This window comes from Brevundimonas sp. NPDC090276 (assembly GCF_044772165.1).
Taxonomy (GTDB): Bacteria; Pseudomonadota; Alphaproteobacteria; order Caulobacterales; family Caulobacteraceae; genus Brevundimonas.
The window spans coordinates 101,007-124,361 of record NZ_JBIVYK010000003.1 but is presented as its reverse complement, the minus strand read 5'-3'; the positions used below and the strand labels follow the sequence as shown (position 1 = coordinate 124,361).

Here is a 23,355-nt window from a genome sequence, read left to right as displayed (position 1 = left end):
GTCCGCCCATGCGCTTCGCCTTCCGCCGCTCCGCCCTGTTCGCCGCCGCCTCGCTGATCGCGTTGGGCCTGGCCGCGCCGTCTTTGGCGCAGGAGGCGCCGCAGACGCCGCCCGTTCAGGACGTGCCGGTTCAGGCCGAGCCGGAGGCTGAGCCATCGTCGGAGCCGGACGCGGCGACCCCGGACGACGCCCAGGAACCCGAGGCCGTCGAAGCCGACGTTCCCGCCACGCCCGAGACCCCGCCCATTCCCGCCGTCTGGGCCCCGATCCCGACCGACGCGGAAGGGCGCAGCGCCTACGGCTACTACCTGGCGGGCCGAAACGCCCTGACCAGCGGCGAGAGCGAGGCGGGCGCCGACTATCTGGCGCGCGTCGAGGCTCTGACCCCGGAACAACCGCGCGTGCGCGAGCAGGCCTTCACCGCCTCGCTGCTGGCGGGCGATCTCGACATCGCCGCCCGCATCGCCCCGGAAGGCGAGGGCGTTTCGCCCGTCATCGTCCAGGCCGGTCGTCTGGTTGCGGCGGTGCAGACCTTTGTCCACGGCGATGCGCGCAAGGCCGACGCCATGCTCAAGGCCGCCCCGATCGGCGAGCCGCACGCCCGCGCCGGCCTCTATGTTCAGCCGTGGATCGCGGCCGCCGCCGGCGACTGGGACCGCGCCCTGGCCCTGCCGCCGACCGATCTGGATCCGATCAGCACCCTGGTGGCGCGCGCCAACCGCGCCCGCCTGCTGGAACTGCGCCGCCGCTATGACGAGGCCGACGCCGAGTGGCGCGACCTGACCAGCCACGCCCTGGCTTCGCGTCTGTTCCGTCTGCCCTACGGTGAGTTCCTGGAACGGCGCGGCAAGCGCGACGCGGCTTTGGTCCAGTATGACGCCGCCGTCACCGCTGGATCGACCGACCGCGCCACCATGGAGGCCCGCGCCCGCGTGCTGGCCAAGGGCCGTCCGCCGAAGGCCCCCGATTATCGTCGGGGCGCGGCCCTGGCGCTGAAGACCGCCGCCGATCAGATCATCGCCCAACGCGCGCTGGAGTTCGGCGTCGTCTATCTGCGTCTGGCGCTGAACCTGGAACCGACCGACGAGAACCGCTTCCTGATCGGCCAGACCCTGCAACAGGCGGAGCTCGAGGCGGCCGCCCGAGCCGCCCTGGCCCAGGTCGGGCGGCAGGACATAGAACTCTACGCCGCCGCCCGGGTGCAGAGCGCGCTCAGTTACGAAAAGGACGGTCAGGCCGAGCCCGCCCTGACCGAACTGCGGCGCGCCGCCGAGGCCCGCCCGAACGAGGCCAGCATCGCCTATCTGCTGGCCGGGCAACTGGTGCAGATGAAGCGGTTCGACGAGGCGCTGACCGTGCTGAACGGGCCCTTGTTGACCACGGCGGATCAAGGGTTCGAGGTGCATTTCCTGCGCGGCGCCGCCTATGAGGCGGTGGGCCGCAAGCCAGAGGCCGAGGCCGAACTGTGGGCCGCCCTGCAACTGCAGCCGAACAATCCGACCGTGCTGAACTACCTCGGCTATCTGTGGGTCGACACCGGCGCGCGCGTCGAGCAGGGAGCCGAAATGATCGCCCGCGCCTTCGCCGCCGATCCGTCGGACGGCAATATCCAGGACTCGCTCGGCTGGGCCCAGTATCGGCAGGGGCAGTACGAACAGGCGGTCGAAAACCTGGAACAGGCCGTGGCCAAGGAGCCCGCCAACGCCGAGATCAACGACCACCTGGGTGACGCCTACTGGGCCGTGGGGCGTCAGCGCGAGGCGGGCTTCCAGTGGAACCGCGTCCTGAGCCTGGAGGTCGAGCCGGAACGCAAGGCCGAGGTCGAGGCCAAGCTGCGCGACCGATTGGCCCAGGAGCCGACCGGGGACAAGGGTGCGGGCCTCGGCGCCGAGAGTTGATCCGGTGACGCTCAGCGGCCTGGCTCCGGCCAAGATCAACCTCTTCCTGCATGTCGGGCGCGTAGCCGATGACGGCTATCACCCGCTCGCCAGTCTGGTCGCCTTCGCCGACGTGGGCGACGGCGTGAGCGTGACCCGCGCCGACGCCCTGTCCCTGACCGTGACAGGCCCTTTCGGCGGCGCTCTGGCGGGCGAGGGCGATAACCTGATCCTGCGCGGCCTGCGGGCGCTGGGCGAGGCCGCCGGGATCGGCGCCCCGCCGGTGGCGGTGACGCTGGACAAGCAGTTGCCTATCGCGGCGGGCCTAGGCGGCGGATCGGCTGACGCCGGCACGGCCATCCGGCTGGCGGCGCAACTGCTGGGCCTCGATCTGGACGAAGCGGCGCTGGAGGCGGTCGCCGGCGTGGTCGGCGCCGACGGCCCCATGTGCCTGCGCGCCCGCCCCGCCTGGGCCACGGGCAGGGGCGACGACCTGCGCGACGAGCCGCGCCTGCCGCCGCTGCATGCCGTCCTGCTCAACCCCGGCCTGCCGTCGCCGACGGGAGCCGTCTATCGCGCCTTTGACGATGCGCCCGCAGGCGACGCCGACTGCCCGGACGAGCCGCGCGACTGGTCGCCCGCCGCCGTGATCGACTGGCTGGCGGTTCAGCGCAACGATCTGGAAGCGCCTGCCCTGCGCGTCACGCCCGGCATAGGCGAGGCGCTCGCCGCCATGAAGGCCGCGCCCGGCTGTCGCCTTACGCGGATGTCGGGCTCGGGTGCGACGGTCTTCGGCCTGTTCGACGACGCGGCTGCGGCCCTAGGCACGGCGCTGGCGTTGCAACGTCCAGGCTGGTGGGCGCGACCCGTGGTGCTCGGCGCGCCCCGGATCTAGGCGTGATCAAGCCGGCTCCAGGCTTCGCCGACCGGCAGAATGTCCAGCCCGGCCTGTCTGGCCAGACGGATCAGGCGATCCAGATCCTCGGGCGTGCAGCCATAGGGGGTGGGAGTGCTTTCCACATCATGGCCGTAGGCGATCAGCCAGCCAGAGGTGTCCGCCGCCCTCGCGACCAGAGCTTCCAGATCGTAGTGGGGCAGGCGGCGTGATTCCAGGCCGATGGCCTGCAGGTTCACCCGGTCTGCACGCCCCGCGTTGACCCCGTCGCGCACGCCGCGTCCCAGCAGGAAGCGCTGGTCCACGACCGGCTTGGCCCCGAGGGCCACATCGCCGAAGGGCCAGGCGAAGCTGGTCATGACATGGCCGTCCAGCCGCTCGGCGACCCAGGCGGCGTTCTGCGCCAACTGGTCCGTCAGGCCATCCGGGCTCAGCCGCAGCGCGCTGACGTGGTCGAAGGTGTGGCAGCCGACCTCGTGCCCGGCGGCGTGCGCGGCCTGCAGGTGTTCGACCTCGAACTGGGGCTTGTCGATGTTCGTGCCGCCGCACAGGCCGCCCGCGACATAGTAGGTCGCCTTGATCCCGTGCTCGGCCAGGATCGGCCCGGCCTCGGTCCAGGCGCTGGCCGGAAAGTCGTCGAAGCTCAGGCTGAGAACGCCGCGCGCAGGCGCGACCATCACCGGCCGCACACCCAGGTAGCGCGCCGCGCGGCGGCGCATCTTGTCGATCTGTTCCTTCATGATGATCTTCTAGCGGCGTCCCGCTTGCGGAAGATTTAAGCTTTGCGCCGCCTCGCCTTGCTGGGAAAGCGTGGCGGCCCTATGGTCCGCGCCTCCCGAAATCGGACCGAAATCGACCGTGGCCGCTGCTGAACCTCTCTCGTTTCAGGACCTGATCCTGACCCTGCACCATTACTGGAGCGATCAGGGCTGCGCCATTCTGCAGCCCTATGACATCGAGGTCGGCGCCGGCACCCTGCACCCGGCCACGGTGCTGCGCGCGCTCGGTCCCAAGCCGTGGAAGGCCGCCTACGTCCAGCCGTCGCGCCGTCCCGGCGATGGCCGCTATGGCGAGAACCCCAACCGGCTGCAGCACTATTACCAGTATCAGGTCATCCTGAAGCCGAACCCGGACAACCTGCAGGAGCTCTATCTCGGCTCGCTGGCCGCCATCGGCATCGACCCGAAGCTGCACGACATCCGCTTCGTCGAGGACGACTGGGAAAACCCCACCGTCGGCGCCTGGGGCCTGGGCTGGGAGGTCTGGTGCGACGGCATGGAGGTGACGCAGTTCACCTATTTCCAGGGCGTCGGCGGCATCGAGGTCGACGTGGTCTCGGGCGAGCTGACCTACGGGCTGGAGCGTCTGGCCATGTATGTTCAGGGCGTCGACAACGTCTATGACCTGAAGTTCAACAAGGAAGGCCTGACCTACGGCGAGGTCTTCCTCGAGAACGAGCGCCAGCAGTCGGAAGCCAACTTCCATGGCTATGACGTCGCCGCGCTGAAGCGCCGTTTCGAGGACATGGAGCGCGAAGCCGCCCACTTCCTGACGCTGAAGGGGCCGCAGGGCCAACCTCTGGTCCTGCCCGCCTATGACCAGGTGCTGAAGGCCTCGCACCTGTTCAACCTGATGGACGCCCGCGGCGCCATCGCCGTCGCCGAACGCCAGAGCTACATCGGCCGCATTCGCGACCTCTGCAAAGCCTGCGCCCTCGCTCAAGTCGAACACGAACGGGCGACCGCCTGATGCCTCAGCTTCTCCTCGAAATCTTCTCCGAAGAAATCCCCGCCCGTATGCAGCAGGGCGCCGCGCGCGATCTGGAACGCATGGTCTCCGACCGTCTGAAGGCCGCCGGCCTGACCTGGGAGGCGCTGACCACCTATGCCGGTCCGCGTCGTCTGACGCTGGTGATCGACGGCCTGCCGACCGCTGCCGCGGACCGCAACGAAGAGGTCAAGGGACCCAAGACCTCGGCCCCGGCTCAGGCGCTGGAAGGCTTCCTGCGCAAGACCGCCCTGACGCAGGACCAACTGGTCGAGCGCGACGGGATCTGGTTCGCCGAGATCAGCAACAAGGGCCGTCAGACGACCGAGGTCTTCGCCGAAGCCGTCGATCAGATCGTCCGCAGCTTCCCCTGGCCCAAGTCGATGCGCTGGGGCACCGGAACCCTGCGCTGGGTGCGTCCGATCAAGCGCATCATCGCCCTGTTCGACGGGGCGGTGGTGCCGTTCGAGATCGACGGCATCCAGTCCGGCGACGTGACCGAGGGCCATCGTTTCATGGGCTCGGGCAAGCCGTTCGCAGTCAAGGACTTCGCCGACTACCGCGCCAGGCTGGAACGCGACTTCGTCCTGATCGACGTGGCCGACCGCAAGCTACGCATTCTGGACGGGGCCAAGGTCGCCTGCGCCGCGCGCGGTCTGGTTCTGGTCGATGACGACGGCCTGCTGGACGAGGTCGCCGGTCTGGCCGAATGGCCGACGCCGATCCTGGGCGACATGGACCCGCAGTTCCTGTCCCTGCCGCCCGAAGTGGTCCGCCTGTCGATGAAGGTGCACCAGAAGTATTTCGCCGTGCGCGATCCGTCGAAAGACGGCCTAGCGCCCAACTTCCTCGTCGTCGCCAACGTCGAGGCGACCGACGGCGGTCAGGCTCTGGCCGCCGGCAACAGCCGCGTCCTGTCGGCCCGTCTGAACGACGCCCGCTTCTTCTGGGACGAGGATCAGAAGGTCGGCTTCGACGCCTGGAACAAGAAGCTGAGGGGCGTCACCTTCCACGCCAAGTTGGGTACCCTGGATGACCGCGTAGATCGTATCGCGGCGCTGGCCCGTCAGATTGCTCCCATGGTTGGAGCCAACCAAGCCGAGGCTGAGCAAGCAGCTAGGTTGTCCAAGGCCGACCTAGCTAGCGGCATGGTCAGCGAGTTCCCTGAGTTGCAGGGCATCATGGGCGGCTACTACGCCCGTCTGGCCGGCTACCCCGACGCCGTCGCCGACGCCGTGCGCGACCACTACAAGCCGCAAGGTCCGGGCGACAGCGTCCCGACCGCCCCGGTCACAGTCGCCGTCGCCATCGCCGAGAAGCTGGACACCCTGGTCGGCTTCTTCGCCATCGATGAAAAGCCCACCGGTTCCCGCGATCCCTATGCGCTGCGCCGCGCGGCGCTGGGCGTGATCCGGCTGATGTTGGAGAACGGCGTAGATCAGCACTTGCAGCCGCTCACCTTCGCTCATTCAGAGCGTCTCGCTGACCAATTGGTTCGGGTCATTTCCTTCGGGGAAATGCAAGTTTCTATGACGCCTGAGCTTCAAGTTTCATCGGTTCACGAGTCGGATAGCAAAGTCTTTGTTGAACAGGCAGGAAAGGTCCTCCGGCAGTGGCCGCGGTCGGAAACTGCACACGCCGAGGCTACCGCCTTTGCAAACGAGGTGCGTGCAGAACTTAGGGTTGCCTCAGATCTTGGACTTATTCCGTTCATTATCGATCGACTTCGGGTGAGCTTGAGAGACGAAGGCGCTCGATTTGACCTGCTGAATGCCTGCATCGACGGGAAAGCAGATAACTTGGTGCGGATCGTGCGTCGGGTGGAGGCGCTGGCCGCCTTCCTCGCTACGGACGACGGGGCCAACCTGCTGGCCGGCTACAAGCGGGCGTCCAACATCCTCAAGGCCGAGGAAAAGAAAGGCCCGCTGCCCGAGGGCGCCGTCGCCACCGGCCTGGCCAACCAGCCGGCGGAAGAAACCGCCCTGGCCTTCGCCGCCGCCGCCGCCGCAACGGCGGTGGACGCCGCCCTGGAAACCGAAGACTTCGCCGCCGCCATGACGGCGCTCGCCGCCCTGCGCGGCCCGGTGGACGCCTTCTTCACCGGCGTCATGGTCAACTCCGACGTGGCCGAGGAGCGTGAAAACCGCCTGAAGCTGCTGGGTCAGGTGCGCGGCGTCATGGGCCGGGTCGCCGACTTCGGCCAGATCGCGGGCTGATACCTAAAGACCGCTCATCCCGGCGGACGCCGGGATCCAGTGCTTTGGCTTCAAGCGCGCTGCGTGAGGCTCTTACTGGACCCCGGCGTCCGCCGGGGTGAGCGGAGTTTTGGGTGAACTGACACATCCTCACACGGATTGTTACACCCGCGGCCTCGCCTTCGCGCTTGCAGCACGCTAGTCAGGGCCACCGTGCGCGGGACTCAATCCCTCGGCGGCTAGACCACGGCTCAGGGACGGCAAGATGACCAAGTGGGTGTACGGCTTCGGCGGCGGCTCGGCTGACGGCGATGCGTCGATGAAGAACCTTCTCGGCGGCAAGGGCGCGAACCTGGCCGAGATGTCCTCGCTCGGCCTTCCGGTGCCGCCCGGCTTTACGATCACGACGGAAGCCTGCGTCCACTACTACTCCAACGGCGAGACCTATCCGGCCGAGCTGGCCGCGCAGGCCGCCGCCGGTCTGAAGACTGTCGAGGGCATCGTCGGCAAGACTTTCGGCGACGCGTCCAACCCCCTGCTGGTCTCGGTGCGCTCGGGCGCGCGGGCCTCTATGCCGGGCATGATGGACACGGTGCTGAACCTGGGCCTGAACGACCAGACGGTCGAGGGTCTGGCCAAGCTGTCGGGCGACCGTCGTTTCGCCTTCGACAGCTATCGTCGTTTCATCACCATGTATTCCAATGTGGTGCTGGGCATCGGCCACGATCAGTTCGAAGAGGTGCTGGACGACCACAAGGATCGTCTGGGCGTCTCGGTCGACACCGAGCTGACCGCCGAGAACTGGGAAAAGGTGGTCGCCGACTACAAGGTCCTGGTCGAGCGCGAACTGGGTCAGCCCTTCCCGCAGGACCCGCATGACCAGCTGTGGGGCGCCGTCTCGGCCGTCTTCGCCAGCTGGATGAACGACCGCGCGAAATTCTATCGCCGCATGCACGACATCCCCGAAAGCTGGGGCACCGCCGTCAACATCCAGTCCATGGTGTTCGGCAACATGGGCGAAACCAGCGCCACGGGCGTGGCCTTCACCCGCAATCCCTCGACCGGCGAAGCGCGCCTGTACGGCGAGTTCCTGATCAACGCCCAGGGCGAGGACGTGGTCGCGGGCATCCGCACGCCGCAGTCCCTGACCAAGGCCGGCCGTGAGGAAATGGGCGAGACCGCGCCCTCGATGGAAGAGGCCATGCCGGTCGTCTTCGGTCAGTTCGTCGAGGTCGTGAACCGGCTGGAAAGCCACTATCGCGACATGCAGGACATCGAGTTCACGGTCGAGCAGGGCCGTCTTTGGATGCTGCAGACCCGCAACGGCAAGCGCACCGCCAAGTCGGCGCTGAAGATCGCTGTCGATCTGGCCTCCGAAGGCGTGATCTCGCAGGAAGAGGCCGTGTCGCGGGTCGAGCCGGCCGCCCTGGACCAACTGCTGCACCCGACGCTGGACCCCAACGCCGCCCGCACCGTCGTCGCGGCGGGCCTGCCGGCCTCGCCCGGCGCGGCCACCGGCAAGATCGTCTTCGACGCCGACGAGGCCGAGCGCCTGTCGCAGGTCGGCGACGCCGTCATCCTGGTGCGCGAGGAGACCTCGCCCGAAGACATCCACGGCATGCACGCGGCGCGCGGCATCGTCACGGCGCGCGGCGGCATGACCAGTCACGCGGCGGTGGTGGCGCGCGGCATGGGGCGCCCTTGCGTCTCCGGCGCCGGTGAAATCTCGATCAACGAGAAGGCCGGGACCTTCACCGCACGCGGCCGCACCTTCAAGGCGGGCGAAGTCATCACCATCGACGGCGGCAAGGGCGAGGTGCTGGACGGCGCCGTGCCGATGATCGAGCCGGAGCTGACGGGCGACTTCCAGACCCTGATGGCCTGGGCCGACGGCGTGCGTCGCCTGAAGGTCCGCGCCAACGCCGAGACGCCGCTGGACGCCAAGACCGCGCGCGGCTTTGGCGCCGAGGGGATCGGCCTGTCGCGCACCGAGCATATGTTCTTCGACGAGGCCCGCATCGCCGCCGTGCGCGAGATGATCCTGGCCGACGACGAGCAGGGCCGCCGCATCGCCCTGGCCAAGATCGCACCCTTCCAGAAGGCCGACTTCGCCGACCTGTTCACCATCATGGCCGGTCTGCCGGTGACGATCCGCCTGCTGGACCCGCCGCTGCACGAGTTCATCCCGCACACCGACGCCGACATCGACGCCCTGGCCGCCGGGTCGGGTCTGGACGCCGCCAAGCTGAAGCGTCGCGCGCGTGAACTGCACGAGACCAACCCCATGCTGGGCCACCGCGGCTGCCGCCTGGGCGTCGCCTATCCCGAAATTTACGAGATGCAGGTCCGCGCCATCCTCGAGGCGGCGCTGGAGGTGAAGAAGGCGTCGGGCGTCGCCCCGATCCCGGAGATCATGCACCCCCTGGTCGCCCTGGGTCTGGAGATGAAATACCTGCGCGAACTGACCGACCGCACGGCGCGGGCTGTCTTCGCGGACGCGGGCGACAGCGTGGACTATCTGGTCGGCACCATGATCGAACTGCCGCGCGCGGCCCTGCGCGCCGCCGATCTGGCCGAGCACGCCGAGTTCTTCAGCTTCGGCACCAACGACCTGACCCAGACCACCTTCGGCATCAGCCGCGACGACTCGGGTCACTTCCTGCAGGCCTATCTGGACAAGGGCATCTTCGAGACTGATCCCTTCGTGCGTCTGGATCAGGACGGCGTGGGCGACCTGATCCGCATCGCCGCCGAGCGCGGTCGCGGCGTCAGGCCGGACATGAAGATGGGCATCTGCGGCGAACACGGCGGCGACCCGTCCTCTATCGCCTTCTGCGAGGGCGTGGGCCTCGACTACGTCTCCTGCTCGCCCTACCGCGTGCCGATCGCCCGTCTGGCGGCGGCCCAGGCCGCCCTGGCCGCTCGCTCGGGCGAGGAGCGCGAAAAGGACCGCTAAAGCCTGTTTCAGGCTTGAGCGTGCAAAGGCGGTCCTTCGGGGCCGCCTTTTTCGTGACGAATTAAGGTCATGATCAGCGTAACGCTGTATGTGTTCAGCAGTCCACAGTTGTTCCTTTGTATTTATCCGTCTCTGGAACGGCTTTGTGGGATGCCCATTTAACTCCTCGCTGGATGGGGCCGGTGGCCGAAGAAGTCACCGCATCTAGGATTACTAGGAGTTATAGAAACAATGCGTAACATTCTTCTCGCCGCTGCCGCCATTTCTGCAATTGCCGCTCCCGCCTTTGCGCAGTCGGGTCCGGAGGCTCGTGGATACGGTTCGCTGGGTTACACCCATGTTGAAGGCGACTCCGCCACGACCGGCGCCGTGACCGGCCGCCTGGGCGTCAACCTGAACCGCTATCTGGCCGTCGAGACCGAGGCTTCGGTCGGCGTCAAGGACGACGACTTCACCGTCGCCGGCGTGGACGGCTCGATCAAGCACGAGTGGGACGCCGCCGGCTATGTGGTCGGCAAGTATCCGGTGAACGACAAGCTGGAGCTGTTCGCCCGCGGCGGTTACGGCCACACCGAACTGAAGCAGGAAATCGCCGGCGCCAACACCGACATCGGCGGCGACAGCTGGAACTACGGCGTCGGCGCCAACTACTACCTCGACGGCAAGAACGGTGTCCGCGCAGACTGGACCCGTCGTGACTTCCGCGACAACGGCGGCGAGGCCGACGCCTATTCGGTCAGCTACGTCCGTCGCTTCTAAGGCCTGACGTTCTCAGTCTGGCGCTGAATACGACGAAGGCCCGCTCCGGAAGGAGCGGGCCTTTTCGTTGGTCTGGAAGGGGGGTCAGGCCAGGCCGGGAGCGAGGGCCCAGCGTAGCGAGTTTTCGCCGAAGGGCTTGATGAAGAAGTCGCGGTAGCGCTCGAAGACCTCGATGATCTTCATCTTCAGATCCTGCGTCACTGACTCGCCGCGCTGGCGCTTCAGCGCCGCTACGCAGTTGACCACGATGTCCTGATGGGCCGATCCGCCCATATGTTTCAGCACCGTAGCCACATCATGAGCCAACGGGTCGCTGAGCTTTTCGGCCCACGGTGAATCTGTCTGAGTCATTCGGGCGTCGTCCCCCACGTTCTCGACACCTGTAACGGTTTGCAAAATTTTCCGAACAGTGCAAGCGCGGCCGGAAATAATGATTCCCGTTATGCGGCTTCAGGGGCGCTTTTGCACAAAAACCGTGCCCGCCGAGTAGCCGGCGCCGAAGCTGCAGATCAGGCCCGTGTCGCCCGGCGCAAAGCCGTCGTTCTTCAGGTGGAAGGCGATGATCGACCCGGCTGACGAGGTGTTGGCGTACTCATCCAGGATGATGACGTTCTCTTCCGGCTCGGGTTCGCGGCCCAGCACCTTCTTGCCGATCAGGGTGTTCATGTTGATGTTGGCCTGGTGCAGCCACATGCGCTTCAGGCCGTGCGGGTCCAGGTCCAGTTCGGCGGCGTGGTCCAGGATCATGTCCGAGACCATCGGCACTACCTCCTTGAAGACCTTGCGGCCCTGCTGGACGAACATCTTGTCGGTCAGGCCGTCCGACGACACAGGCTCGTTGGCCCCCGTTGGCAGGGCGGCGCGGTTCAGGAAGCCGAAGTTGTTGCGGATATTGTTTGAGAAGCTGGTCTTCAGTCGCGTGCCGACGATGTCCCAGCCGCCCGGTCCGGCCTGATCCTCGGCCTCGACGATGACGGCGGTGGCCACGTCGCCGAAGATGAAGTGGCTGTCGCGGTCCTTGAAGTTCAGGTGGGCCGAGCAGATCTCGGGATTGACCATCAGCACGGCCTTGACCGAGCCCGAGGCCACGAAGTCCGCCGCCGTCTTGATGCCGAAGGTGGCCGAGGAGCAGGCCACGTTCATGTCGAAGGCGAAGCCCTCGATCCCCAAGGCCTGCTGCACCTCGATGGCCATGGCGGGGTAGGGGCGCTGCATGTTGGACGCGGCGCAGATGACGGCGCCGATCTCGCTGACCGGCTTGCCCCAGGCCTTGATGGCGTCCTGCGCAGCCTTCACGGCCATTTCGGCCAGGATGGACAGTTCGTCGTCGCCGCGCGCGGCCAGGTGCGGCAGCATCCGCTCGGGGTCGATGATGCCCGACTTGTCCATGACGAAGCGCGACTTGATGCCCGAGGCCTTCTCGATGAAGGCCTCCGACGACGGGGTCTTCATCTCCAGCTCGCCGGCGGCGATGGCCTCGGCGTTCTCGGCGTTCCAGGCCTCGGCCCAGGCGTTGTAGGCGGCGACCAGTTCGGCGTTCGAGATCGCCTGCTCCGGCGTGAACAGACCGGTGGCGGAGATGACGGCTTTTTGCACGCTTCTTGGATCCTATCGCTCGGCGCGCGGCGCCTCGCTGCTTGAGGAGTGTTTACTAAGGCTCGGCGCGCGTCGCCTCGCTGCATGAGGGAACATCAGGTTCCCGGCGCTCGACAAGTCTTATGTCGGCGCCTCGCGGCGAAGTTCGGGCGCCTCGCGGGCCGGAGTTGGTCCGTTGCGATGACGAACCTTCTCAATAGGCCGGTGGAAGGCTCCGGTCGAGACTGGCTTTTATGCCGCGCCACCAGCGATTGATCCGCCCGCGCGGCGGTGAGGGCAGGGGATGATCCCGCGCTGCGATCAGGGCCTCGACCAGGTCCTCGGCCTCGCAGGGCCAGCCGCTCGGCGTGACATAGACCGGGTAGCCGATCAGGGCGGCGTGGATCAGGCTCTGCAGGCTGACGCGACGCGTGCGGCGCTCGAAGTTCAGCCGGTCGTCGGTCAGGCCCCAGCCCGCATAGAAGGGGCGGCCATAGACGCTGACTGGCTTGCCGCGCATCAGGGCCTCGAACCCGGTCAGGGAGGTCAGCGTCGCCAGCCGGTCGCAGGCGTTCAGGCAATCGATGATGTCGAGGTCGTCGGCCGAGGCGTCGACCTCCTCCATCGCCGCATGGTCCAGCAGGCCGGGCCGGTTGCCCGCCGTCACGTCCGGGTGGTTGCGATAGATCAGGAAGGCGTCGGGATGATCGGCCCGCGCGGCCTTCACCAGCCCCGAGTTGGTGCGCAGGTCCGGTCCGCAGCCCATCATGATCGAGCGGTCGTTCTCGACCTGACCCACGACCAGCAGGATGGGCTTGTCCTTGGGCCAGTGGGCCGGGACGCCTGCGCCCTTCAGATTGTATTTCGACAGACCCGCCTCGACCACGCGGGCGCGCAGGGCTTCGGCCCGCGCCGCCTGATCCGGCGACGGTTCGCCCGCCTCGATCAGGCTTTCCAGGCGGCTGGGCCGGGTCGGATCGTAATAGACGCCCTGATCATCCAGGGCGACCGACAGGGCGCCGAAGAAGTCGGACCCCAGACCACGCGAACGGATGAAGCCGTCCTCCATCCGCACGACCGGCCCTTCAAAGGCGTCGGCGGCGGCGCGGATCTGCGGCGTCTCCTTGCCGGCCCACCAGATCAGCTTGCCGCCCGTGGCCCGCGCATGGGCGACGGCGGCGGATGAGCGCCAGAAATAGCGGACGCGGCCCTTGGGCGAGTTCAGCAGGCGGCGCACCGGCGGCCGCTTGGCCGGGGCGAAGCCGACGGCGGCCCAGTCGCCCGCCAGCCGGTCGGCCCGGTCGCGCAAGGCGATCAGCCGTTCCAGCGCCGCCTCCGCCTCGCACCTCTGGCCGGTTACGGGGTCGACATAGCGGGTGTAGGCGATCAGCGCCGCCGCCGCGACCTGCTCCAGATCGCGCGTGACCCCGCGCCGCCCGGTCTGTACCGCATCGGTCGTCAGCCCCCAGCCCGAATAGAAGGGGGCGCCGAAGCAGCGCACCGGCAGACCGCGCAACAGGGCCTCAAACCCCAGGGCCGAGGTCACGACATAGACCGCATCCACCGCCGCCAGCAGGTCAGCGGGCCGCACGTCGGTATCGATCAGGGTGACGCCGTCCAACTGATCCGCCGGGATGCAGCCTTGCTTGCGCCCCGCCGCCACCGCCGGGTGGCGCTTGACGATCAACTGGGCGCCCGGCTCATCCTGCCGCGCCGTCGCCAGCATGTCGGAGAAGCTGGCTTCGCTCGCCAGCCCATAGCCGATCGAGGCGTCGCCGAAGGTCTGATCCACGATCAGCACCCGCCGGCCGGGTTTCAGCAGGGCGGAGTCCAGCGGCCCGCCCATATTGGTCTTGGACACGCCCGAGGCCACGATCCTGTCGATCAGACCGCGCGCCCGGCTCCTCATCGTGTCGTCGCACCAGGCGGGCGCCGTCTGAATAAGATGCTCCAGCCGGCTGGGCCGCGTCGCGTCGTAATAGACGCCCACGTCGTCGACGATCAGGCTGAGGCTGGCCGCCCCGCTCTCGCCGATGCCGACCGAGCGCAGGAATCCGTCCTCCAGCGCCACATAGGGTTTGTTGTGCTTCGTCGCCCAGCGCCGCCCCGCCGCCGCCGTCGGCTTCATGCCCCAACCCAGCACGGCCTCGGTCTGCGACCCCGGCAGGGCCGACAGGTCGTAGTCCGGCAGGAAGGCCGACAGGAAGGGAACCTTCAGCACCCCCGGCGCACAGACCCAGGCGCGGATTTTGGAGGGGAGCGGAAGCGTTGCGGTCATGCAGTTTGTCTACGGTTTGTAGAGTCGACGCGCCAGCCCACGCTTTCCTTCTTCCCTTGCGGGAGAAGGGATCTAAAGCCCTGCCAGCAATACCTCGGCGGCGTGAAGATGCAGCCGCTCCACCATCTCGCCCTCGATGCGGATCACCCCCAGCCCCTCAGCCTCTGGCGCGGCGAAGGCGGCGACCACCTTGCGCGCCCATTCGATCTCTTCGACCGACGCGCCGAACGCCGCATTGGCCCCCTCGATCTGCGACGGATGGATCAGGCTCTTGCCGTCGAAGCCGTAGAGCCGCCCTTGCGCGCACTCGGCGGCGAACCCCGCCTCGTCCTTGATCCGGTTGAACACCCCGTCGATGACGGTCAGGCCGTTGGCGCGGGCGTGGGCCACGACCGCCGCCAGCCAGGGTTTCAGCGGCTCGCGATCCGCCGAAGCGCCCGTCTTCAAATCCTTGGCCAGATCGTTGACGCCCAGCATCAGGCCGCTGAGCGCCCCGTCCGCTTCGGCGATCTCATCCAGGTCAACCAGGGCGCGTGGCGTCTCGATCATGGCCCACAAATCGACGCCGGGGCGAAGGTCGCGCGACAGGGCGCGCACCATGGCCGCGCTCTCGACCTTGGGCGCGACGATCAGATCGACCGGCGCATCCCGCAGCGCCGCGAGGTCGTCGGCGCCCCAGGGCGTGTCCAGCGCATTGATCCGCACGCCCAGTCGCGGCCCGAAGCCGCCCTCGCGCGCTGCCGCGGTCGCCGCCGCTCGCGCCTCAAGCTTCATCTCGGGCGCGACCGCATCTTCGAGGTCCAGCACCGCCACGTCGCAGGCCAGGCTCCGCGCCTTTTCCACCGCGCGGGCGTTGGAGGCGGGCAGGTAGAGCACGCTGCGGGCGCGGGTCGGACGGGAGGTCATGCTCGGCTTCCAGAAGGTTTCGGCGGACCATAGCGGGGGCGGCCCTGTGTTCAATCGTGGGGATCAATCGGGCCAGAGGCGCGCGGCGCCGCGCACGCCCGAGGAATCGCCCCATCGGGCCGGAACGATTCGCCCCTCCCAGTGATCGGCGAAGACGTAGCGTCGCACCACCTTGGGCAGGCGCTCATACAATTCGCCGACGTTCGACATGCCGCCGCCCAGCACCATGACCTCGGGATCGACCAGATTGACCACCATGGCCAGCATCCGGCCCAGCCGGTCGATGTAGCGGTCCAGCGCTTCTGTCGCGCCTGCGTCGCCGACCCGGGCGGCCGCGATCACGGCCTGCGCCGTCCAGCCTCGGCCCGTGGTCGCCGCGTGATCGTGCTGGAAGCCGGTGCCGGACACCCAGGTCTCCAGGCAGCCGTTCAGCCCGCACCAACAGGCGGGACCGGGCGCTTCGGCGGCCGAGGGCCAGGGCAGGGAGATGTGGCCGATCTCGGCGGCTACGCCGTGCGCGCCCTCGATTAGCCGACGATTGATCACCAGCCCGCCGCCGCACCCGGTGCCCAGAATGACGCCGAAGACGCTGGTCGCGCCCTTGCCCGCGCCGTCCACGGCTTCCGACAGGGCCAGGCAGTTGGCGTCGTTGGCCAGCCGCACTGGACGGCCCAGGGCTGCCGCCAGATCTTCGTCGAAACGACGCCCGTTCAGATAGGTTGAGTTGGCGTTGCGGATCAGGCCTGTGCGCGGCGACGGCGAGCCGGGAATGGCCAGGCCGACCGAGCGCGCCTGTCCCACCTCGGCCTCGACCCGCGAGATCAGATCAGTGACCAGCCTCAGCGCCGCGTCATAGTCTCCCGGATTGGGCTCACGAATCTGCGCGGCGAAGGTGCCGTCGTCGGCGATGGCGGCCGCCTCGACCTTGGTGCCGCCGAAATCGACCCCGATCCGCATCAGGCGGAAAAGACCCTGGCCATCAGCCGCTCCAGCGCCGCGGCGTCCACGGCGTCGAAGGCGGCGATCTCCGTCGCGTCCACATCCAGCACGGCGATCAACTCGCCCGCCGTATCCAGCACTGGAACGACGATCTCGCTGGCCGAGCGGCTGTCGCAGGCGATGTGGCCGGGAAAGGCGTGGACGTCCTCGACCACCTGGGTCGTTCTGGTCTTCGCAGCCGCGCCGCAGACGCCGCGTCCGAACGGTATGCGCAGGCAGCCCAGCGTGCCCTGATAGGGCCCGACCACCAACTCGCCCGGCTTTGTCTCGTCCACGACGTAGAAGCCGGTCCAGAAGAAGGCGGGAAAGGCGTCGGCGAGCATCGAGGCCACCGTCGCCATCCGCGCCGTCCGGTTCGGCTCGCCGTCCAGCACGGCCAGAATCTCGGCCTCGACCTCGGCGTAGCGTTCGGCCTTGTCGGCGGGGCGGTCGTCGCGGGCGACATAGGACATGGCGGCTCTCCTTCAGAAGATCGCCATATAGGCTCCGTCGTCGCGGCACAAAGGGCGTGCGATACGTGCGCAAGAAAACAGAACAAAAAGCGAACAATTGGCTTGAGAGTCTCGCAGACTGCGCGTTAGCTTCCTCCGTGCCCGTCTTGGGGTGGTCGGTTTGGGAGCGTGGGGATGAGCGATGCATCGCGGGCGGACGAGAATTTCGCGCGGCAGCTGGCGTGGTTGGATCGTGAACTGGCCTTGCGGGTCGAAGAGGCGCGCGCCGGGGATCCCGGCAACCGGGCCCTGGCCGTAGGCCTGTTGATCGGCCTGGTCGCAGGCATGACGCCGGGCGGATCGACTGCGTCATGAGCGGGGTGCATCCGGTGCCACGGGAACTGGCGCGTCTGCTGGACGACGTCGACTGGTCGCGCTGCTCGGGCCGGGATCTGCATCGGTTGGCCGAAGGCGCGGCCCAGGCGGCGATGCGAGGCGAGAGGACGAGGGCGCCAGGGGGCGAAGGCCAGACAAGCATGAGCGGTTTGCTCTAGTCCTGTTCCCGAAACAGGGAGGACGCGCCTGGCAGGTCGGGTGTCAGCGTTGGCACGCCCAGGCTCGCGCTATAAAAGGCTAAGCTTGAGGCGGTCGGCAGGGAACTGCGGCAGGACAGGCCCAGGAACAAAGGCCGTCCTGATGTCGCCGACAGAGAGATGAAATTATGAAACGCACGATCATTGTCGCGGGCGCCGCGCTTACCCTGTCCGCCTGCACCGCGCCGGCCCAGTCCCGCGAAGTGCTGCTGGACGCCGGCTACAGCAACATCGAAACTGGCGGTTACGACTGGTTCGGCTGCAGCGAGGACGACGCCTTGAGAACCAAGTTCAAGGCGACCGGCCCGACGGGTCGAAAGGTCGAGGGGGTCGTCTGCGCCGGCATGTTCTTCAAGGGCGCGACCATCCGCAACACCCGGCGAGGATGATGGCGATCCACGGTCGATGCGCGGCGGCGCCGCAGATGGCGGGAGATGGTAGGCCCGGAGAAAACTTTATATCGTTGAAAAACAAGAAGAAATAATAAGTCATGCCCCCAGCGATGCCCCCAAAATCTGGGATGTATTGGGACGTATAAGGGGCTGTTGGGTATGCGCCCGCACATGGGTCGATCGCATCACGACGCTGGGTGACTGTGAGATCGCTTACGGTGGCGGGGGGAGGTTCACTGTGCGTCGAGTTCGGTAGTCCGCTTTCCACCCCTAGCTGACGTTGGGGCGTCCGCTTTCGGCGCCGAAGCACATGTCTGCAATCGACTCATTGCGGACTCTCGCATGCGCTGCAAATATCGCTCATGCTGGAAATCCATCCGAACGTTGGACTCGCCGGGATCGCCTTTGGTGCATCCCTCGATGAGGTTCAGCAGCGATGGGGAAAGCCTATCTCGATTGCGAAAAACCGTAAGGGTGAAACAGTTGTCACCTATCCAGATGTCCGCCTGACGTTTGATGACGTGGGGCTGGCAGAGATCGGAGTCGCGCCCGAAGCCAATCCCATCGTGGTCGGGGCACGGCCCCTATTTTCTAAGGCCGACTTCGAACGTTTGGTCAGGGAAGACGGGCAAGCGCAACAGGTGCTTGGCTTCGTCATCCTCGAGAACTTGGGGCTGACGATCTCAGGGGTTCACGACGGCGATACGGAGCAACTGGCGCTGACGGCCTTCCGGGCAGGTCGTTGGGAACCGCTGCGGGATCAAATGAAGCCCTTCCGGACAGCGCAAAGCTAACGTCCGCTTTCCACCCTTAGCGATCGTTCAATCTGACCGCTTCTAGGCACTCAGGTCCATATCCGCTGAAGGGCAGGGAGCGGCGGTTGTGTGTGTCTGCGATGGTAGCGCTGTGGGGACTCGAACCCGCAACCATCGAGACTCGAACTGCTTCGTTGAAGTGCTTTCGAATCAAGCTGTTGAAATAGAATCGAAATTTAGATTTTGGGGGCATCACGTTATTCATGCCCCCAAATATGCCCCCAGAATGGTTTTCTTCCCTTAGGTCAACTTCCTCTAAGGGCTTGGTTATGTGGCTGAATTTGCTTGAAAATGCCTATCGCGCAATTCGCATAACTTATTGAATTATAAGTATTTTTTACCGCTAGTAGGCCCGGAGGGAGAGCCTCTAGGGACCCCTCAGGTGCCGGATTTACTAGGCTTTCAGCGGCCTTCGAAGCCTCGTGTGTCACACCTTTGGTGTCACACGCAAGCGGGTTGTCTGACAGCCATTGTAGCCCATGGCTCAGCGCCGCTTGCGGTTGTCGCGGGATGCTCTAGTGGCTAGCCGTTAGCTATCCTTAACGCGACTTCAACGCTTGGTGGATGATTGATTGGCGGTGACGCAGAGCGAGCTAAAAGGCGAGGTGCGACTTAAGGCGGCGATCATCGACCGCCTTTTTGATCGTGCGCACATCGACGACGACGCCGTTCTGATTTCGGAGATGACGGTCGCCAACTGGAGCCGCAGGGCAGACGTAGTGCTAGCCAACGGGTCTCTTTGGGCCTTCGAGGTAAAGTCGGAGCTGGACTCGCTTTCTCGATTGCCAGGACAACTCGATACGTTCACCGCCAACTTTGAAAAGGTGTGTGTCGTGTGCGCTCCTCGCTTCGAGACGGGGGCGCGGGCGCTGCTGCCCGAGGGGGTGGGCCTTTGGGTGGCCGACGAGGATGGAAGCCTGCGGGAGCGGGTGCGGCCTCGCTATACGCGGTTGACCAAGACGGCTGCGGTGGGCCTGATGAAGGCGAATGAGCTGCGAGCACTACTGAGCTGTAACGGGTTCACGGGGGTCGCCGACTTGCCCCGTTCGGGCCTCGTTGAGCTGGCTATGCAGCTACCTGCGAGCGACCTTGCGAGCGCCGCAAGGGACGCAGTGAAGCGTCGTCATCGGTCTCGCCACGACGCGTTCGTGAAGCATCGCGAAGACCAGGGCACAGTGGGCTCGATGTGGATGCTGCGCCGTGAGGAGCGGTCGCGAGGCACTTATCTCCCCCCAGCCACACTCACTGCCCCCGCTGCGGCCAATGTTGCTATCCCAAAGGGTCATCCGCTACTTGTTCAAGCGCCGGGGGGGCCGGTGCTCAGGCGGCTGGTGAGCGCCTAACCTAGAAGGTCATCGAGGTCGTCGTCGCCGTCGCCCCCTCCGATGCCGTCATAGGCGCGCATGGCGACCTCTGTTTGCCGCTCGATATGCATATTCACGCGAGCGGCGATCCAGTTTGCCGGTGCTCCAAACCCTGGCTGGGGTCCGTTGTCCGCCGTAAGGCGGATGATGTTTGCCCCCCAAGAGCGGGCGGTGAATGCAGGTTCCCAATCTTCCGATTGTGTGACTCGCGTGGCCGCATCGACATAGCCGCCGTCATCTTCCCGCCTCCGACGATATAGCCAAGTGTTCTCGGTGCAGTAGTCCACGCGGGGCACGAAGCGACTGACGGTGGGCTCGAACGGCTCCGGGTAGATGGAGGCATGATCGCCGTAGATAGCGACCTCGTCGCCACCGATCTGAGCATGAAGGTCCCGCTCTAGGATTTCGAGAGTCCCCGCATTCTCGCCGTAAGCAGCAACCGACTTGGGGAAGCTGGAGCCCATCACCACGACGCGGGCAGCCGGATCGGTAAGCCGCAGTGCTGAGATGACACGCCGGGCATCGGCTTCTTTCGGCTCAAGAGCCTGCCGGACGTAGCCGTAGTCGAGGACGATGAGCACGTTGTTCACGTCATCCACAGCAGCCAGGGCGGCTTGCAGGGCCGGAAGGTCAGTGCTTGGCCTTCTAGAGCGGATGACCGCCACGCCCCATTCTTCTTCAATCTTGAGAACCTGACGGATGAAGGGGCGGTCATTGGCTCCGTCGCGGAGAAGGGCCACGGGAGTCACCGCTCCTTGCCGCCGGACGAAGGACCGCCATGCCGAGTAGGCATCATCCGGGTTGCAGAGTGCCTCCCAATCCCCGCAGGTCTGATAGGCGGTGGTGTTAAGGTCGAGGAAGCAGGTGCCCACCTTCTCCACCACCGCATCGAGAATGCGCTCGCTCTGGTCGATCCTGCCGAGCTTGCCGAGGGACACAAGCGGATGAAGCGCCGCCTTCGTTTCGGGGCGGAGCTGCGCGTAGCCCTTAAGCTCTGCCTGTCGGGACCGGATCGTAGGCAGGTAGCGGATCGCGTCTAGGAGGGCTTGGCCTCGCAGGTTCATTGTTGACCTCCCAGGTTCTCATCTTGCTCCGCCTCGGGCTCCTTACGGGCCACGGCGCGTGGCGGCGGGTTCTGTTGCGCCAGCGGTAGGGCGTTCATCAGGGTGACGACGGCTTCGGAGACGTTCTTTGATGTGGCGCTAAACTCGCCTGTCTTCCGCCGCTCCTCCAGCAGGTCCCCCTCAAGTTTCCGTCGCTCCTCCACCAGGGTGGCCTCAAGGCGGCGGATGCGAGCGCGCTGAGCCCCGCCGGAAAAAAGCAGCCCCACAGAAAGGGCCCAGCCTGCACCCGCGACAATACCAACGGCGAGAGTCGGCTCCTTCCAGACGAGCACGACCACGGAAACCACGGTCCCCAATAGGCCGCTCACGGCGAACGCTGCATCCTGCCAGCCACGTTCGGGGACTTCCGAGGGCGAACTCAATAGGCGACTCCGGTTTCGTTCAGCGCCACCATAAGCGTGCCGCATACCAAGAGTCACCGATCATTCACTGTCATGCTGTGGATTGAAGATGGTTGGCAGGGTGGTCGCGCACGGGGTGGACGCTCGGGGCAGCCTGGAACAGGTGCGCGCCCGCGCTTCCATCAGCCGAACGGTGCCGCGCACTTCATCTGGGGAGCCCTCCAACTCCACAAAGAGATGGCCCGCCCACCGCTTGACTAGTTCCGCCATGGCCCCTTCCCAAATCGGACTTCTATTCTGGTATAAGAGGCCCTCCGGCCCCGTCGTGTAGCCCTGCGCTGAGGCCGATGGCCGCTCCGATGCCTGCCCCCAGGGTGCCCAGGGCGATCATCAGGAAGGCCAAAAGGCCCTGGTCAAACATATTCTCACTGGAGAGCCACGAAACCGTCCCGAGGAGGACCAGAGCGGCCATCGTAACAGCGTAGCCCTTTATGCTCACGCCTGGGACGATCCGGGCGGCGAGGTAAGCCGCGAGATAGCCGCTGTAGGCCACCACAGCGGCGGCCATGACAACAGCGATGATCGGGCCGCCGAGGCCTGAGCCGGTCATGAAGGCGTGGATGGGCGTAAGCAGGAAGCTGACGGCGGCGTGGGCGACGAGGTTGAATATGAAGCCCAGCAGGAGAGCACCAAAAGTCTTCACGAACGAGGCCCTCCCTTCCACGTCAAGGCGAGGGCCAGCAACATCTGAGCCCCCAGGGCTAATCCCATGGTCCCCAGAGAAAGCCAGAGATAGGACCACTGGCCGTCCACGAAGCCCGCAGCAAGAGGGGTGGCGATCAGCATAACCGGCAGGAGAATAACCGCCGCGCTAGCCCAGAAAGCCCCTATCTTGTCGGCGAGCCATCCCCATTCCGCCATGAGCGCCCAAAGACCGCCGGTCCAATAGATAAGCGGCAATAGGCCCATTAAGGCCCGCGCCATGAAGTCCCTAAACATCAGATCGCCCCCAAACTAGCGCGACGGTTGTATGGCCCGTCTAGCGCGGAGGCAATCAGCAGACCTCGAAACAAAGCAGGGGAGGGCAGGAGCTCGGCGTCAGCCTGATGCGCCCTTGAGGGCTTCATAGACGGTGGAGCGGGCTACCCCCAGGCTCTTGGCGATCTGCGTGGGCTTCACCCCCTCGGCATGGAGGCGACGGATTGCGGCCTTATCCACGGTCCCGGGACGCCCCTTGTATCGCCCCTGGGCCTTCGCTTTGGCGATCCCCTCCATCTGCCGCTCACGTCGCAGGCTGGTCTCGAACTCAGCGAAGGCCCCCAGCATCGTCAGAAACAGACGACCCGTGGCGGCGGTGGTGTCGAACTCCCCCTGCTGTAGGGCGCGGAAGCTGACGCCCTTGGCGGTCAGGGCGGCGACGACCTCGCCCAAGTCCGTAACCGAACGCGCCAATCGGTCGATGCGGGTGACGACAAAGGTGTCGCCCTCTCGGACATACTCCAGCGCCCGCCGCAGTTCCTCCCGGCCCTCTTGGGTCGTCCCTGTGCGCTTCTCCGCGAAAACCTTGTCGCATCCCGCAGCGCGCAGGGCTTCCTCTTGGACCTCCAGGGATTGCCCGACGGACGACACGCGGGCGTAGCCGACGACGGCCATCAGACGCCTCCCGTCATCGCACGGCCTTCCCCGGCGGCGCGCAGGCGAGCGGCAAAGCGCAGGGTCTCGGCCAAGGCGGCCTCTACTTCCGGCGAGCGCGGAATGGTGTGGCCCAAGTCGAGGGGGTCGGCCGCTTGGCGGAGACGCTTGGAGGCGCGGCGGGCCTCCACGAGAGCCTGAGTGGCCGATACAGGCTGATCTGCTTGGTCTCGGAGAAGCGACGAGGCCCGCAGGGCTTCCGTCAGGGCGGCGGCGGGGGACGTAAAGGGAGTCGAGGTCGGCATGATGTGTGTCCGAAAAGGTCTGAGACGATCTCGGACTTATCGTCCGTTAAATTCCTAGTCAACCCATGTCGGACACTTTCTGCGTGTCCGCTGTGGGTATACCCGTTTCGGACGCTACGCCACGGCCCGCCCAGTCTGAGGTTCGGGAGCT

General features: G+C 66.3%; 22 protein-coding genes. 10 read left to right on the top strand and 12 right to left on the bottom strand.

The window, feature by feature from the left end:
- Positions 1-8 precede the first annotated feature (8 nt).
- Both ACIQTU_RS12390 and ACIQTU_RS12385 read left to right on the top strand, forming a co-directional pair.
- Positions 9-1,898: a tetratricopeptide repeat protein gene (locus tag ACIQTU_RS12390; RefSeq protein ID WP_400547434.1), complete on the top strand. Its 1,890-nt coding sequence runs from the start codon at positions 9-11 to the stop codon at positions 1,896-1,898.
- A gap of 4 nt (positions 1,899-1,902) precedes the next feature.
- Positions 1,903-2,772 carry a 4-(cytidine 5'-diphospho)-2-C-methyl-D-erythritol kinase gene (locus tag ACIQTU_RS12385; protein ID WP_400547431.1) on the top strand — a complete coding sequence of 290 codons (870 nt, stop codon included), beginning with the start codon at positions 1,903-1,905 and terminating at the stop codon, positions 2,770-2,772.
- Here the strand turns inward: ACIQTU_RS12385 and ACIQTU_RS12380 are convergent.
- On the bottom strand, positions 2,769-3,512 hold the full coding sequence (locus tag ACIQTU_RS12380; RefSeq protein WP_400547428.1) for a polysaccharide deacetylase family protein: 744 nt from the start codon (positions 3,510-3,512) through the stop codon (positions 2,769-2,771). The two genes, ACIQTU_RS12385 and ACIQTU_RS12380, sit on opposite strands and share 4 nt — an antisense overlap.
- Positions 3,513-3,630: 118 nt before the next feature.
- Between ACIQTU_RS12380 and ACIQTU_RS12375 the strand changes: the two genes are divergently transcribed.
- From ACIQTU_RS12375 to ACIQTU_RS12360, 4 genes are all read left to right on the top strand, one after another.
- Positions 3,631-4,521, top strand: a complete 891-nt coding sequence (locus tag ACIQTU_RS12375) for a glycine--tRNA ligase subunit alpha (RefSeq protein WP_400547425.1) — start codon at positions 3,631-3,633, stop codon at positions 4,519-4,521.
- Complete coding sequence (gene glyS / locus ACIQTU_RS12370; RefSeq protein ID WP_400547422.1) at positions 4,521-6,755, top strand: glycine--tRNA ligase subunit beta; 2,235 nt, start codon at positions 4,521-4,523, stop codon at positions 6,753-6,755. Before ACIQTU_RS12375 ends, glyS begins: the two co-directional genes overlap by 1 nt.
- 244 nt (positions 6,756-6,999) lie before the next feature.
- Complete coding sequence (gene ppdK / locus ACIQTU_RS12365; RefSeq protein WP_400547419.1) at positions 7,000-9,690, top strand: pyruvate, phosphate dikinase; 2,691 nt, start codon at positions 7,000-7,002, stop codon at positions 9,688-9,690.
- A 231-nt stretch (positions 9,691-9,921) separates the two neighbouring features.
- On the top strand, positions 9,922-10,449 hold the full coding sequence (locus ACIQTU_RS12360) for a porin family protein (RefSeq protein WP_400547416.1): 528 nt from the start codon (positions 9,922-9,924) through the stop codon (positions 10,447-10,449).
- A gap of 84 nt (positions 10,450-10,533) precedes the next feature.
- On the opposite strand, the gene ACIQTU_RS12355 is transcribed toward ACIQTU_RS12360, so the two are convergent.
- The 6 genes from ACIQTU_RS12355 to ACIQTU_RS12330 all read right to left on the bottom strand — a co-directional run bounded on the left by ACIQTU_RS12355 (position 10,534) and on the right by ACIQTU_RS12330 (position 16,659).
- The gene (locus ACIQTU_RS12355) at positions 10,534-10,800 is read right to left on the bottom strand and encodes a hypothetical protein (protein ID WP_400547413.1); all 267 of its coding nucleotides are present in this window, start codon (positions 10,798-10,800) and stop codon (positions 10,534-10,536) included.
- Between the two features lie 99 nt (positions 10,801-10,899).
- Positions 10,900-12,045 carry a beta-ketoacyl-ACP synthase III gene (locus ACIQTU_RS12350; protein ID WP_400547410.1) on the bottom strand — a complete coding sequence of 382 codons (1,146 nt, stop codon included), beginning with the start codon at positions 12,043-12,045 and terminating at the stop codon, positions 10,900-10,902.
- Between the two features lie 193 nt (positions 12,046-12,238).
- Entirely contained in the window at positions 12,239-14,302 is a 2,064-nt protein-coding gene (locus ACIQTU_RS12345) for a capsular polysaccharide biosynthesis protein (RefSeq protein ID WP_400547407.1), read from the bottom strand.
- A 72-nt stretch (positions 14,303-14,374) separates the two neighbouring features.
- Positions 14,375-15,208 (bottom strand): HpcH/HpaI aldolase/citrate lyase family protein, encoded by an 834-nt coding sequence (locus ACIQTU_RS12340; protein ID WP_400547404.1) that lies wholly within the window; start codon positions 15,206-15,208, stop codon positions 14,375-14,377.
- A gap of 63 nt (positions 15,209-15,271) precedes the next feature.
- Entirely contained in the window at positions 15,272-16,168 is an 897-nt protein-coding gene (locus tag ACIQTU_RS12335; RefSeq protein WP_400548970.1) for an ROK family protein, read from the bottom strand.
- Positions 16,165-16,659: a GAF domain-containing protein gene (locus tag ACIQTU_RS12330; protein WP_400547401.1), complete on the bottom strand. Its 495-nt coding sequence runs from the start codon at positions 16,657-16,659 to the stop codon at positions 16,165-16,167. The genes ACIQTU_RS12335 and ACIQTU_RS12330 overlap by 4 nt, the downstream gene beginning before the upstream one ends.
- A gap of 174 nt (positions 16,660-16,833) precedes the next feature.
- On the opposite strand from ACIQTU_RS12330, the gene ACIQTU_RS12325 reads away from it, so the two are divergent.
- The 4 genes from ACIQTU_RS12325 to ACIQTU_RS12310 all read left to right on the top strand — a co-directional run bounded on the left by ACIQTU_RS12325 (position 16,834) and on the right by ACIQTU_RS12310 (position 19,781).
- Positions 16,834-17,013: a hypothetical protein gene (locus ACIQTU_RS12325; protein WP_400547398.1), complete on the top strand. Its 180-nt coding sequence runs from the start codon at positions 16,834-16,836 to the stop codon at positions 17,011-17,013.
- 346 nt (positions 17,014-17,359) lie between these two features.
- A complete protein-coding gene (locus tag ACIQTU_RS12320) occupies positions 17,360-17,620 on the top strand; it encodes a lipoprotein (protein ID WP_400547395.1) in 261 nt (86 codons plus the stop codon).
- Positions 17,621-17,985: 365 nt separating this feature from the next.
- On the top strand, positions 17,986-18,417 hold the full coding sequence (locus ACIQTU_RS12315; RefSeq protein WP_400547392.1) for a hypothetical protein: 432 nt from the start codon (positions 17,986-17,988) through the stop codon (positions 18,415-18,417).
- A 599-nt stretch (positions 18,418-19,016) separates the two neighbouring features.
- Positions 19,017-19,781 (top strand): sce7726 family protein, encoded by a 765-nt coding sequence (locus ACIQTU_RS12310; RefSeq protein WP_400548967.1) that lies wholly within the window; start codon positions 19,017-19,019, stop codon positions 19,779-19,781.
- Here the strand turns inward: ACIQTU_RS12310 and ACIQTU_RS12305 are convergent.
- The 5 genes from ACIQTU_RS12305 to ACIQTU_RS12285 form a co-directional block, all read right to left on the bottom strand.
- Positions 19,778-20,866 carry a hypothetical protein gene (locus ACIQTU_RS12305; protein ID WP_400547389.1) on the bottom strand — a complete coding sequence of 363 codons (1,089 nt, stop codon included), beginning with the start codon at positions 20,864-20,866 and terminating at the stop codon, positions 19,778-19,780. The genes ACIQTU_RS12310 and ACIQTU_RS12305 overlap by 4 nt on opposite strands.
- Positions 20,863-21,288, bottom strand: a complete 426-nt coding sequence (locus tag ACIQTU_RS12300; protein ID WP_400547386.1) for a hypothetical protein — start codon at positions 21,286-21,288, stop codon at positions 20,863-20,865. The genes ACIQTU_RS12305 and ACIQTU_RS12300 overlap by 4 nt, the downstream gene beginning before the upstream one ends.
- A 271-nt stretch (positions 21,289-21,559) precedes the next feature.
- Positions 21,560-21,970: a hypothetical protein gene (locus ACIQTU_RS12295; RefSeq protein WP_400547383.1), complete on the bottom strand. Its 411-nt coding sequence runs from the start codon at positions 21,968-21,970 to the stop codon at positions 21,560-21,562.
- Positions 21,971-22,365: 395 nt separating this feature from the next.
- Positions 22,366-22,920 carry a recombinase family protein gene (locus tag ACIQTU_RS12290; protein WP_400547380.1) on the bottom strand — a complete coding sequence of 185 codons (555 nt, stop codon included), beginning with the start codon at positions 22,918-22,920 and terminating at the stop codon, positions 22,366-22,368.
- The gene (locus ACIQTU_RS12285) at positions 22,920-23,204 is read right to left on the bottom strand and encodes a hypothetical protein (RefSeq protein ID WP_400547377.1); all 285 of its coding nucleotides are present in this window, start codon (positions 23,202-23,204) and stop codon (positions 22,920-22,922) included. Before ACIQTU_RS12285 ends, ACIQTU_RS12290 begins: the two co-directional genes overlap by 1 nt.
- Positions 23,205-23,355: the final 151 nt, after the last annotated feature.

Excerpts from the sequence above, each read along its gene's own strand:
- ACIQTU_RS12390 (WP_400547434.1), top strand. The coding sequence starts at position 9 with ATGCGCTTCGCCTTCCGCCGCTCCGCCCTGTTCGCCGCCGCCTCGCTG.
- ACIQTU_RS12380 (WP_400547428.1), bottom strand. The coding sequence starts at position 3,512 with ATGAAGGAACAGATCGACAAGATGCGCCGCCGCGCGGCGCGCTACCTG.
- glyS (WP_400547422.1), top strand. The coding sequence starts at position 4,521 with ATGCCTCAGCTTCTCCTCGAAATCTTCTCCGAAGAAATCCCCGCCCGT.
- ppdK (WP_400547419.1), top strand. The coding sequence starts at position 7,000 with ATGACCAAGTGGGTGTACGGCTTCGGCGGCGGCTCGGCTGACGGCGAT.
- ACIQTU_RS12360 (WP_400547416.1), top strand. The coding sequence starts at position 9,922 with ATGCGTAACATTCTTCTCGCCGCTGCCGCCATTTCTGCAATTGCCGCT.
- ACIQTU_RS12355 (WP_400547413.1), bottom strand. The coding sequence starts at position 10,800 with ATGACTCAGACAGATTCACCGTGGGCCGAAAAGCTCAGCGACCCGTTG.
- ACIQTU_RS12345 (WP_400547407.1), bottom strand. The coding sequence starts at position 14,302 with ATGACCGCAACGCTTCCGCTCCCCTCCAAAATCCGCGCCTGGGTCTGT.
- ACIQTU_RS12340 (WP_400547404.1), bottom strand. The coding sequence starts at position 15,208 with ATGACCTCCCGTCCGACCCGCGCCCGCAGCGTGCTCTACCTGCCCGCC.
- ACIQTU_RS12330 (WP_400547401.1), bottom strand. The coding sequence starts at position 16,659 with ATGTCCTATGTCGCCCGCGACGACCGCCCCGCCGACAAGGCCGAACGC.
- ACIQTU_RS12325 (WP_400547398.1), top strand. The coding sequence starts at position 16,834 with ATGAGCGATGCATCGCGGGCGGACGAGAATTTCGCGCGGCAGCTGGCG.
- ACIQTU_RS12320 (WP_400547395.1), top strand. The coding sequence starts at position 17,360 with ATGAAACGCACGATCATTGTCGCGGGCGCCGCGCTTACCCTGTCCGCC.
- ACIQTU_RS12315 (WP_400547392.1), top strand. The coding sequence starts at position 17,986 with ATGCTGGAAATCCATCCGAACGTTGGACTCGCCGGGATCGCCTTTGGT.
- ACIQTU_RS12305 (WP_400547389.1), bottom strand. The coding sequence starts at position 20,866 with ATGAACCTGCGAGGCCAAGCCCTCCTAGACGCGATCCGCTACCTGCCT.
- ACIQTU_RS12290 (WP_400547380.1), bottom strand. The coding sequence starts at position 22,920 with ATGGCCGTCGTCGGCTACGCCCGCGTGTCGTCCGTCGGGCAATCCCTG.
- ACIQTU_RS12285 (WP_400547377.1), bottom strand. The coding sequence starts at position 23,204 with ATGCCGACCTCGACTCCCTTTACGTCCCCCGCCGCCGCCCTGACGGAA.